At 67.2% G+C, this 12,000-nt stretch carries 8 protein-coding genes and 1 pseudogene; 8 read left to right on the forward strand and 1 reads right to left on the reverse strand.

Annotation, left to right across the window (positions count from 1 at the left end; genetic code table 11):
* The 3 genes from ACWEOE_RS37275 (at position 1) to ACWEOE_RS37285 (ending at position 5,096) form a co-directional block, all read left to right on the forward strand.
* Positions 1–2,973 (forward strand): acyltransferase domain-containing protein, encoded by a 2,973-nt coding sequence (locus ACWEOE_RS37275; protein ID WP_452017726.1) that lies wholly within the window; start codon positions 1–3, stop codon positions 2,971–2,973.
* 91 nt (positions 2,974–3,064) lie between these two features.
* Positions 3,065–3,811 carry a thioesterase II family protein gene (locus ACWEOE_RS37280; protein ID WP_452017728.1) on the forward strand — a complete coding sequence of 249 codons (747 nt, stop codon included), beginning with the start codon at positions 3,065–3,067 and terminating at the stop codon, positions 3,809–3,811.
* Between the two features lie 181 nt (positions 3,812–3,992).
* A complete protein-coding gene (locus ACWEOE_RS37285; RefSeq protein WP_452017730.1) occupies positions 3,993–5,096 on the forward strand; it encodes an IS630 family transposase in 1,104 nt (367 codons plus the stop codon).
* Between the two features lie 134 nt (positions 5,097–5,230).
* On the opposite strand, the pseudogene ACWEOE_RS37290 reads toward ACWEOE_RS37285, so the two are convergent.
* Positions 5,231–6,363, reverse strand: a pseudogene (locus ACWEOE_RS37290) (IS701 family transposase).
* Positions 6,364–6,937: 574 nt separating this feature from the next.
* Here ACWEOE_RS37290 and ACWEOE_RS37295 point away from each other — a divergent pair.
* From ACWEOE_RS37295 to ACWEOE_RS37315, 5 genes are all read left to right on the forward strand, one after another.
* Complete coding sequence (locus ACWEOE_RS37295) at positions 6,938–7,687, forward strand: SDR family oxidoreductase (RefSeq protein WP_452017732.1); 750 nt, start codon at positions 6,938–6,940, stop codon at positions 7,685–7,687.
* The gene (locus ACWEOE_RS37300) at positions 7,684–8,454 is read left to right on the forward strand and encodes an SDR family oxidoreductase (protein ID WP_452017734.1); all 771 of its coding nucleotides are present in this window, start codon (positions 7,684–7,686) and stop codon (positions 8,452–8,454) included. The genes ACWEOE_RS37295 and ACWEOE_RS37300 overlap by 4 nt, the downstream gene beginning before the upstream one ends.
* Before the next feature lie 148 nt (positions 8,455–8,602).
* Positions 8,603–10,258 (forward strand): AMP-binding protein, encoded by a 1,656-nt coding sequence (locus ACWEOE_RS37305; protein WP_452017736.1) that lies wholly within the window; start codon positions 8,603–8,605, stop codon positions 10,256–10,258.
* A gap of 8 nt (positions 10,259–10,266) precedes the next feature.
* Positions 10,267–11,241: a phosphotriesterase family protein gene (locus ACWEOE_RS37310; protein WP_452017738.1), complete on the forward strand. Its 975-nt coding sequence runs from the start codon at positions 10,267–10,269 to the stop codon at positions 11,239–11,241.
* A 54-nt stretch (positions 11,242–11,295) separates the two neighbouring features.
* Positions 11,296–11,907 (forward strand): TetR/AcrR family transcriptional regulator, encoded by a 612-nt coding sequence (locus tag ACWEOE_RS37315; protein ID WP_452017740.1) that lies wholly within the window; start codon positions 11,296–11,298, stop codon positions 11,905–11,907.
* The last annotated feature ends 93 nt before the right edge of the window (positions 11,908–12,000 follow it).

Consider the following 12,000-nt stretch of genomic DNA (forward strand, 5'->3'; position numbering starts at 1 on the left):
GTGGAGGGGCATGGGACGGGGACTCGGTTGGGTGATCCGATTGAGGTTCAGGCGTTGCTGGCGACGTATGGGCAGGATCGTCCGGTTGATCGTCCTGTGTTGTTGGGTTCGGTGAAGTCGAATATCGGGCACACGCAGGCCGCGTCGGGTGTTGCCGGGATCATCAAGATGGTGATGGCCATGAAACACGGGTTGGTGCCCAGAACATTGCACGTCGACGAGCCGTCATCGTTCGTCGATTGGTCGGCGGGTGCGGTGCGGTTGCTGACCGAGGAGGTGGGGTGGCCGGCGACCGGCCGCTCATGGCGTGCGGGCGTGTCTTCCTTCGGAATCAGCGGCACGAACGCGCACGTGATCATCGAGCAAGCTCCGGCCTTCGTGGAGCTCGAGGAGCCCTCGCCGGCCGCCGAGCCGTCCGAGATCAGGGTGGTCGCGGGCGATCTCGTGCCCTGGGTAGTGTCCGGTCGTTCGCGTGAAGCGGTGTCGTTCCAGGCCGAGCGTCTGGTGAGCTGGGTGCGCGCGCGACCGGAGTTGACACCGGCTGAGGTGGGCTGGTCACTCGTCTCGGCGCGCGCCTTGTTCGAGCATCGCGCGGTGGTGACCGGTCGGTCGATCGAGGAATTGCTGGAGGGGCTCGAAGCCATCGCCGAGAGTGCGGAGCCGGCTTCGGTGGTGACCGCCACGACCGTTGGTACCGAAGGTCGGGTGGCCTGGGTGTTTTCGGGGCAGGGCTCGCAGTGGGCGGGGATGGGCCGGGGTCTGTACGAGGCTTTCCCGGCGTTCGCCCGCGCATGGGACACCGTGATGGAGTTGCTGGCCGCGCAACTGGAACTACGTCCCTCACTACGCGAGGTTGTGTGGGCCGAGGCCGGCAGCGCCGATGCGGAGCTGTTGGACAGAACCGGTTATGCTCAACCGGCCTTGTTCGCTGTGCAGGTTGCGTTGGTCGAACTGATTCGCTCCTGGGGCCTCGCGCCGAGTCACGTGCTCGGGCATTCGGTGGGCGAGATCGCCGCTGCGTGGTCGGCGGGGGTGTTCTCCCTCGAGGACGCGTGCCGGCTGGTGGTACTGCGCGCGGGGTTGATGCAGGCGTTGCCCGAGGGCGGTGTGATGGTCGCTGTGGAAGCGGGCGAAGAGACCGTTGAACGGGTCAGATCCGCCGTCGAGGGCGACGTCTCGATCGCGGCGGTCAACGGGCCGAGCTCAGTGGTGCTGGCCGGCCAAACAGGGCCGGTCGAACGGGTTGTGGCTGAGTTGGGAGCACGCTCACGCAAGCTGCGAGTGAGCCATGCATTCCATTCATCGTTGATGGATCCGATGTTGTCCGAGTTCGGCGAGCTGCTCGCGGCGGCACGTTTGCCTTGGCAGCATCCACGAGTGCCACTGATTTCGCTCGTGACCGGTGTGCCGGTCATGGGGGACGAGGTGGGTTCGGGGGAATACTGGGTGCGACACGCGCGAGAGGCAGTGCGTTTCGCGAAGGGGATGGAGTGGCTGCGTGAGCAGGGCGTGACTCGGGTGCTCGAGATCGGGCCGGACACGACATTGACGGCGTTAATCACCTCGGTGGATGCCGACCGGTCTGGGCCGGGCGGGTCGACTGCCGTGGGGATGCTGCGAAAGGGCAGGCCGGAGTCGGAGACGAGCTCCCGAGCGTTGGCAGCGCTGATCGCGTCCGGTGCCGATGTCGACTGGGCGACCACGTTCGGGCCGGTCGGAATCGTACCCCTGCCCACCTATGCCTTCCGGCGGCAGCGATATTGGCCTGAGCCGGCGGGAGCGCTGGAATCGCCTACCGGAATGGTTTCCGGTAGGCGGGCGAGGCCGGTGCCGTCGTTGCAAGAGCGAGTGGCCGGCGCCACTGGTGGCGATCGGCTGTCCGCGGCAATGGAGTTCGTCGCGGAACATGTTGCCGCCGTGCTGGGACACGCCGGCCCGGCCGACGTTGCGACCGACCGGAAGTTCACGGACATGGGCTTCGATTCGCTGAGCGCGGTCGAGCTACGGGCCCGATTGGGCACCGTCGCCGGAGCCGGCCTGCCGATCACGGCGATTTTCGACTACCCGACAGTCAGGTCGATGGCACAGTATCTTCTCAAGCTCCTCGAAGACGGGGCCGGTCAGCGGGGCGACAACGATTCCGGAGAGGAGTCGTGGGAGCTACTCAGTGACGTCATCAGGCATGGTTGGGATGCCGGGAAGCAAGCTGAGAGCGAGTCGATCCTTCGCGCGGTTGCCAGAATTCGGCCCACATTCGACGAGACGGAGATCGACCGGCTTGACTGTACGACATCCCTCACCGAGCGGGAAGGTGACCTCGATGGCTATCTCGTGATGGTTTCTCCACTCGTTGCGATGGGTGGGCCACACGTGTATCGGCGTTTTGGGGCTGCTCTGCCCGCGGGCTTGGCCCCGCTGGGCGTCGCAGTGCCAGGGTTCGAGAAGGACGAAAAGCTGGCCGTCGATCGCATGGCATTGACGAAGCTTGTCTCGGCTTCGATTCTTCGACAGACCGAGGGTGCTCCTTTTGTGCTTACCGGATACTCGTCGGGCGGCGCGCTGGCCATGGAGGTGGCGGACTTCATGGCTGAGTGTGGCAGCGCGCCCCGCGGCGTCGTGTTGCTGGATACGTTCTCGATGAAATCGAAGATAAAAGAAAAAGTCCCGCGGGGATTGCTGGCTGGGATGCGCGAAAGGGAAAATCCCTTGGCTCCGTTGAACAGTGTGCGGTTGTCGGCCCAGATCTGGTATCTCGATATGTTCGATGGCTGGGAGATCTCGGGGTTGCGCGAATTTCCAACTCTTCTAATTCGTTCGAGGGACCCGCTAGGGGATGGTTCCGATGACGGTCCCCTGCCTCCCGGTCCGATGTCGGCGATTCGATACGCCTCGGGTGATCACTTCACTATCATGGAGGATTACGCTGAAGAAACCGCCGATATCGTCGGTGCATGGATAGGGACTGTTCTCTGATGTCCACGAATACAGCGAGTCTCGTCGGTTTGGACTGCCTGGCGACAAAACGTTGTCCTAAAAATGCGAACTACTAGGAGATGTACATTCGATGGATGGCGAGAAATGGCTCCGCAGATTTGGTCCTTCGGAGGAGGCCACTCATCGGGTGGTGTGCTTTCCGCACGCTGGCGGGTCAGCGACTTTTTATCAACCGATGGCTCGGGCGCTGGCGCCGGCCGCCGACGTCGTCGCCGTGCAGTACCCCGGGCGTCAGGACCGGCGGGCCGAACCGATGGTCGAGAGGATCGACGACCTCGCGGACGCCGTTGTCGCCGCGATGGGCAGAAATCATGACCTTCCTCTGACGTTTTTCGGGCACAGCATGGGTGCCGTCGTCGCCTACGAGGTAGCGTGCCGGTTGCGGGAACTGGCCGGTTTTCGCTTGGCGCATCTGTTTGTCTCCGGTAGACCGTCGCCGGGGGCCAGTCGGCCTGGAACGGTTCACTTGCTCGACGACCAGGGCCTGATCACCGAAATCGAGTCACTCGGCGGCACGGATGCCGGCTTGCTGCGGGATCCGGAAATTCAGAATATGATCTTACCGGCGGTGCGCTCGGACTATCGTGCGATCGAGACATATCGGGCCGTCCCAGGGAAGCCGCTGGCGACGCCCATCACTGCCTTGATGGGCGAGAGTGACTCGCATACCACGATTGCCGAAGTGCAGGACTGGGCTTCCTGTACGACAGCGTCCTTCGACCTGGTGGCGTTTTCCGGCGGGCATTTTTTCCTTGTGGATCATGCGCCGGAGATTCTGGGGATGGTAAGGGCAACCTTCGGTGGAAGGCAGCTCTGACAGGGGCTGAGACGCTGACGGTTGTGCCGCAGGCGGCCGAGCGCGCTGATTCTTCGCTTAGTACTGCAACGACACTTCGTGATGGCCGCGTCGTCGGTAGTGGCTAGTGCCGCGCCCCAGAAGGTTGGCGAGGTAATAGCCCATGGCCTGATCCGCTGGTCGCGCCTGGCAGGCTGCCCCGGTGGAGGTGGTGCCCGTGGCTCGTCAGCCCGAGGTGTTCGTGCACGAGTTAGAGCCCGAACAAGCACAACGCTTGGTGAAGATCACCAGGTCGACGCGGGACCGGGTTCGATTACGTCGCGCCGGGATCGTGCTCGCGTCGGTGCAGCGCCGGTCCGCCGGTGAGATCGCGATGATGTTCGCCGAGACCGAGAACTATGTGCGGGAGGTGATCCACGCGTTCAACGAGCAGGGGTTCGCGGCGTTGGACCCAAAATGGAACGGCGGCCGACCAGCTAAATTCGGTCCGGCCGCCCGTGAACTCCTCTGCCGCATCGCCCGCAGCGCTCCCTGCGAACTTGGGCAACCGTTCACCACCTGGAGCCTCACCAAACTGGTTGCTTACCTGCGCAAACACCACCGGCTGGCCGTCTCCGCCGAGACCGCGCGACGCATCCTGAACACAGCGGGCGTCAGCTGGCAGCGCACGAAAACGTGGAAGGCCAGCCTCGACCCGGACTTCGCCCTCAAGATGGCGCGCATCCTGGACCTCTACGACCATCCACCCGTCGACGGGCGGGTGCTTTGTGTCGACGAGTTCGGGCCGTTGAACCTGCAACCCCGGCCTGGTCACGGCTGGTTCCGCCGCGGCCAGCCAGCACGCCTGCGCGCCACCTACAACCGCCATGCCGGTATCCGGCAGATGTTCGCCGCACTGGATCTCGTGTCGGGCCAGGTGTTCTACCGGTTCCGTGACCGCAAACGCTGGCCGCAGTTCCTCGACTTCTGCAAACAACTCCGCCGCCGCTTCCCCACCGGGAAGCTCTATCTGATCTGCGACAACTACAAACCCCACGCCAAGGCCGAGGTCACCGGCTGGTGCACCGACCACGGGATCGAGCTGGTCTACACACCGAGCAACGCGTCCTGGCTGAACTGGGTCGAGTGCGAGTTCACCGCGCTGCGCTACTTCGCCCTCGATGGCAGTGACTACCCGAGCCACGCCGCCCAGGAAGCCGCCATCGCCGGCTATCTCCGGTGGCGCAACCGGCACTGCCACCCGAAGCGACACTTCGCCGTCGGCTCGAAGATCCGCCGCCCGAATTACCTACCCAACGTTGCGTGACACGGCACTAGTACGTGCTCGGGCTTGGCTGGAGCGTCGCCATCGTGACCAGTGCATCGCATGCTGGATTGTGTGGCGGATCGGTGCGGTGACGCGGTTGAGCAGTTTGCGGATTTCGTTGGACGTGAGCGGTATCAGACCGGGTGCGGATCCCCTTTTTTCGCGGCGTCTCGGGTGATGACGAGGAATGCCGCCGCCGCCATGGAGAGGGTGATGTGCCGATACCATGCTTGGTATCGGCGGACCTGGTAGTGGTCGAGCCCTGTTTCGTTCTTCGCGGTTTGAAAACTTTCTTCGATTGCCCAGCGGGTTCCGGCGACGCGCACCAGTTCTTGGAGGTCGGTTGCGGCGGGGCCGAAGCAAATGTAATAGGCGATCTCGGTGGGGTCGCTGACTGAGCGGCGGGCCAGCAGCCAGTGGCCGACTTCTGGTCGGCGCAGGGGCGGATGTCGACGGCGGCCCAATCGTAGATCCGTTGCCCGTGGGCGCCATCGCCGCAGGACAGACGTTGCCAGGTGGCCGGGTCGACGTCCGCGATGACGGCGTGGACACGCCGCTGCCGCAGATCCATGGAAATCACCATCTGGGACTTGGGCACTGCGAGCACATGCGCGATGTCGTGTTATTCCAGCCAGAGCCGTAGCCGCCCGACCTGCCCATAGGCTTCATCGGCGGTGAACCATGCAAACGGGATTCTCGCGGCGAGCGCGCGTTCCACCATCAGTTGTGCCAGTTCGGGCTTGGTCGCGAATCCGACGTCGTCGGGAATACCGGCTGCAGCGCACCTTCCCCGATCCGCGATCCACTCTTTCGGCAGGTACAACTCGCGATCGATCAAAGCCCGCCCCCGATCCGAGGCGTACGCCAAGAACACGCCGATCTGCGAATTCTCGATCCGCCCAGCCGTGCCCGAATACTGGCGCGCCACGCCGGCGGATTTCGTGCCCTTCTTCACGAATCCGGTCTCGTCGGCGATCAACACGCCACGTTCGGCGTCCCCGAGCACGTCGACCACCGCAGTGCGCACATCATCACGCATGCCCTCGGCGTCCCAGGCGTAGAAGTTCAGCAGCCGCTGCATGCCCTGCGGACCCGTCTCACCGGCCATCTCTGCCAGGGTCCAGCCGTTCTTGCGCTCGGTTTCCGCCAGCAGCCCCCGCAGGTAGGAAACCATTTGCCGCCGCGGCTCCACCCGCGAAAACCGCTCCGCGAACCGCCCCGCGAACGCAGCGAAACGCGCCGACCAGTCCGTCACCAGCTCCAGCACACAAGATCAACTACACGACCGTCGAACCCGTACCTAACCGACACGCCGGTCGATTCATAACGAAGTGTCGTTGCAGTACTAAGGCTGCGACCCACGGTGACGGCGCCGTTCTCGTCTCGGCGGAACAGGACGGCGGCGCCGTGCCAAACCGTCAGAGTCATGTGCGTGCCCGGTCCCCAGCCGAGTTCCTCGAGTTGCGTTCGGGTGGCCAACCGGCCGGAGGCGTCCAGCTTGAGGGTCGTGCAGCTCCACATCGCCGCCGGATGCCGGGCATCCAGCTGCGGCAGGGGAGGCGGTGGCGACGGCGACGCGCCGATGGGACGACTGGGGCTCTGGGGCGCACCTGGAGGGATGAGGGCCGCGATTCGGGACTCAGACATCCGACCATCGCCTGGCGGTGTAGCGCAACCTGCAGGCCGACCCAGCGGTCGGACAGGACTCGTCAGAACGCAGTCCGCCTGTCGGAAGATCGAGCGGTCGGTCGAACTAAGCGGTGCGGGATGTATCCCCGGTAGCCTCCACTTAGCAGTCGCTTAGGTCGCACCGGTGTGCGGCAGAACAGGAGACCGACGCTGTGAACTCGTTCAAGGACCGCGTGGCGATCGTGACCGGTGCCAGCCGCGGGATCGGCCTTGCCATCGCGAAGGGGCTGGTCGAGCGGGGTGCGAAAGTGTGCATCACCGCGCGCAAGCCCGAGGCGCTGGCCGAGGCCGTCGCCGGTCTCGGTGAGGACGACGCCATGTTCGTGGCCGGGAAGGCCGACGACACGGCGCACCAGGACGAGACGGTCGCGAAGGTGATGGAGCGCTTCGGCAGGCTCGACATGCTCGTGAACAACACCGGCATCAACCCGGTCTACGGCCCCTCGCTCGACGTCGACCCAGCCGCGGCGGCGAAGATCCTCGCCGTGAACGTGCTGGCGCCGCTCGCGTGGACGAAGCGTGCCCGCGACGCGTGGATGGGCGAGCACGGCGGCTCGGTCGTCAACGTCGCGTCGATCGCGGGCCTGCGCGCGTCGCTCGGCATCGGCATGTACGGCGTGAGCAAGGCCGCGCTGATCCGCCTCACGCAGGAGCTGGGTGCCGAGCTCGGGCCGAAGATCCGCGTGAACGCCGTGGCCCCGGCCGTGGTCAAGACCAAGTTCGCGACCGCGCTGTACGAGGGCAAGGAAGAGGAAGTCGCCTCGGCCTACCCGATGAAGCGCCTCGGCGTGCCGGAGGACATCGCGGGCGCGGTGGCGTTCCTGCTGTCGGACGACGCGGGCTGGATGACCGGCCAGACCGTGGTCCTCGACGGCGGCGTGACCCTGGGCGGTGGCCTGTGAGCGCCGGGGTCGTCATCACAGGCGGTGGCGGCGGGATCGGCCGGGCGCTGGCGCGGCGCTTCGCCGCCGGCGGCGCACGCGTCGTCGTGGCCGACCTCGACGGCGAAGCCGCGGCCGAGGTGGCCGCCGAGGTCGGCGGCACGGCGTTCGCCGGCGACGTCGCGAGCGAGGACGGTGTCACGAAGCTGCTGGCGGCCGCCCGAGAGACGCTGGGCGAGATCGACGTCTTCTGCGCCAACGCGGGCATCGCCCCCTTCGGCGGCGACCAGGCGACCGAGGACGACTGGGCGCGCACCTGGGACGTCAACGTGATGGCCCACGTCCGGGCCGCCAAGCAGCTGCTGCCCGCGTGGCTCGACCGGGGCAAGGGCCACTTCATCGCCACGGCCTCGGCCGCGGGCCTGCTCACCACCCTCGGCTCGGCGCCGTACTCGGTGACGAAACACGGTGCGCTCGCCTTCGCCGAGTGGCTCTCTGCGACCTACCGCCACCGCGGCATCACCGTGCAGGCCATCTGTCCCCAGGGCGTGCGCACGGCGATGCTCGACAGCAGCGGCCCCCGCGGCGAGCTGCTCATGGGCGCCTCGGCGATCGAGCCCGAGCAGGTCGCCGACGCGCTGTTCGCCGCCATCGACGAGGGCCGGTTCCTCGTGCTGCCGCACCCGGAGGTCGCCGAGTACTACGCGCTGCGCGCCACGCAGACCGACCGCTGGCTCGGCGGGATGAACAAGCTGCAGCGCAAGCTCGAAGAGCTGCCGGAGCACTGAGCACCATCCGCCGAGCACCCCGATGTGGCGTCGGGTGCACCGAACGCCACATCGGGGCGCCTTGGCCGGGTGGGGTTGACGGACCGCCAGTGGGATCTCTAGCGTCGCTCTCCATACCGACTGGTCGGTGTCCGAGGGAGGGCGCGGGATGAGCTGGTACGACTCCAAGCCTTGGCTCGCGAGTTATGCCGAGCACGGCCTCGACATCGCGGAGATCACGCCGACGACGCCGCTGGCCACCTTCCGCCGCAGCGCGGGGCAAGCACCGGAGGCCACGGCCCTGGCCTACTTCGACGGTCGGCTCACCTACCGAGAACTCGACGACCTCTCCGACGCGTTCGCCCGCCACCTCGCGGGCGCCGGGTTCGGCCGCGGCGATCGGCTCGCGCTGGTGCTGCAGAACGTGCCGCAATTCGTGATCTGCCTGCTCGGCGCGTGGAAAGCCGGCGGGATCGTGGTGCCGGTGAACCCGATGTACCGCGCGGGCGAGCTGACCCACGTGCTCACCGACGCGGGCGTGAAGGCGCTCGTCTGCTCGCAGCAGGCGTGGCACGAGTTCGTCGGGGCGCTCGTGCCCGGCAGCACCGTGACGATCGCCGTGACCACGAGCGAGCTCGACCTGCAGACCCGCGACGACGAACGCGTGCTGGGCGAGGTGCGCCGTGTCGCGACGCCCGGCGCGGCCGACCTGCTCGACGTGCTGCACTCGACCCCCGGCGACCCGCCGCCGGATCCCGCGTTCGGCCTCGGCGACGTCGCGTTGATCAGCTACACCTCCGGCACGAGCGGGAAACCCAAGGGCGCCACCAACACCCACGGCAACCTCGGCACCAACGCCGCGATCCTCGCCGGCGCCGGACGCGTGGAGCCGGGAGCGACCGTGTTCGCGCTCGCGCCGCTGTTCCACATCACGGGCATGGTGTGCGAGGTCGTCTACGCCTTCGAGGTCGCCGGCACGCTGGCGCTCGCGTACCGCTTCGAAGCCGGCGTCGTGCTCGGGGCGCTGCTGGAGCACCGGCCGTCGTACATGGTCGGACCTTCCACGGCGTACATGGCGCTGATGGCGCATCCCGACGTGACGCCGGAGCACTTCGCGTCGTTCGCCTCGCTGTACTCCGGCGGCGCGGCTCTGCCCCCGGCCATCGTGGCCACGTTCCGCGAGCGGTTCGGCCGGTACCTCCACAACGGCTACGGCCTCACCGAGACCACGGCGGGGTGCGTCGTGGTGCCCGCCGGTGTCGAGGCGCCCGTGGACCCGGCGTCCGGCACGCTCTCGATCGGGCTGCCGGTGGCGGGGGTGGTCGTGCGGATCCTCGGCGAGGGCGGCACGGAGCTGCCGGCCGGTGAGGCGGGGGAGATCGCCGTCGAGGGGCCGATGGTCGTGCCAGGCTACTGGAACCGGCCCGAGGCCACGGCCGAGGCGCTGCCCGGCGGTCGGCTCCTGACCGGCGACGTGGGGTTCATGGACGAACGCGGCTGGGTCTACGTCGTCGACCGGCTCAAGGACATGATCAACGCCTCCGGGTTCAAGGTGTGGCCGCGCGAGGTCGAGGACGTGCTGTACACGCATCCCGGCGTGCGTGAGGCCGCCGTGGTCGGGGTGCCGGACGAGTACCGCGGCGAGACCGTGAAGGCCTACGTCAGCGCGGCCCCGGGCGCAGCGCCTTCGCCGGACGAGCTGGTGGCGTACTGCAAGGAACGGCTGGCCGCCTTCAAATATCCCCGTTCGGTCGAGGTGCTCGCCGAGCTGCCGAAGACCACCAGCGGGAAGATCCTGCGGCGCGAGCTGCGCGCCCGAGGCTAGGGAGAACGATGGTCGAGACGGTGCGGGGTGCGGTGGAGCCGGCGGCTCTGGGCAAGGTGCTGATGCACGAGCACATCTTCGTGCTGAGCCCGGAGTTCGTGGCGAACTACCCGGAGCACGACGGGTTCGACGAGGCTGTGCACGTGCCCGAGGCGATCGCGAAGCTGCAGGCGCTCAAGGACGCCGGGATCGACACGATCGTGGATCCGACGGTGATCGGGCTCGGCCGCTACGTGCCGCGGGTGCAGAAGGTCGCCGCCGAGGTCGGGCTGCAGATCGTCGTCGCGACGGGTCTGTACACCTACAACGACGTGCCGCACTACCTGTCGTTGCGCGGCCCGGGCACGATGCTGGGCGGCGACGACCCGCTGGTCGCGATGTTCGTCGGCGACATCACCGAGGGCATCGCGGGCACGGGGGTGAAGGCCGGGGTGCTCAAGTGCGCCACGGACGAGCCCGGGATGACGCCGGGCGTGGAGCGGGTGTTGCGTGCGGTCGCGAAGGCGCACCGGGCCACGGGGGTGCCGATCATGACCCACACGCACGCGGGGACCCGGCGGGGGCTGGAGCAGCAGAACGTGTTCGAGTCCGAGGGCGTGGACCTCTCGCGGGTGCTGATCGGGCACAGCGGCGACTCGGCCGATCTGGAGTACCTGACGGCCGTGGCCGACCGGGGTTCGTTGCTGGGCATGGACCGCTTCGGCGTGGACGTGTACCTGCCGTTCGAACAGCGCGTGGCGACGGTTGCGGCGTTGTGCGAACGCGGCTACGCCCGAAGCATGGTGCTCTCACACGACGCGTCGTGTTACTTCGACTGGCTCGAGGCGCCGATCCGCGAGGCCGTGCTGCCCAACTGGCACTACCTGCACATCACCAACGACGTGCTGCCCGCGCTGCGCGAACGCGGCGTCAGTGAAGCCGACCTCACCACCATGCTTGTGGACAACCCGCGCCGCCTGCTCGACCACGGCGGCGCCTACTGACCGGCCGCGGCCGGTAGGCTGGTTCTTCTCGGAATCGGAGAGGGGGTGTTCGCGATGACCCGGGCAAGCACACGCAAGACCGCCGTCCCCGACGAACAGCCCGCTGTGCCTCGCCGCCTGCTCCAGCACGCGACGAAGCTCTTCGCCAAGAAGGGTTTCGACCGCACGTCGGTGCAGGAGATCGTCGAGGCGGCCGGCGTCACCAAGGGCGCGATGTACCACTACTTCGGCTCCAAGGACGACCTGCTGTACGAGATCTACGCCCGCGTCCTGCGCGAACAGACCTCCCAGCTCGAACGCGTCGCCTCCTCCGCCGCCCCCCTGCGCGAACGCCTGACCGCCGCGGCGTCCGACGTGGTCGTCAGCAGCATCGACAACCTCGACGACAACACCATCTTCCTGCAGTCCCTGCACCAGCTCAGCGCCGACAAGCGCAAGGCTGTGCGCGCCGAACGCCGCAAGTACCACGAGCGTTTCCGCGGCCTGATCGAAGAGGGCCAGGCCACGGGCGAGTTCCGCACGGACAAGCCGGCCGACTTGGTCGTGGACTTCTTCTTCGGGTCGGTGCACCACTTGGGCACGTGGTACCGGCGGGGCGGGCCGTTGTCGGCGCGTGAGGTGGGGGATCAGTTCGCGGATCTGCTGTTGTCGATGCTGCGGCCGTAATTTCTGCCCCGCCTCCGGCAGGGCGTGCGAGATCGCCTTTGAGCCGGCTTCCGGATTCAGCGGTCTGATCGGCCGGGGGCCGATCGCACCGCC

Source organism: Amycolatopsis sp. NPDC004368, from assembly GCF_053602515.1.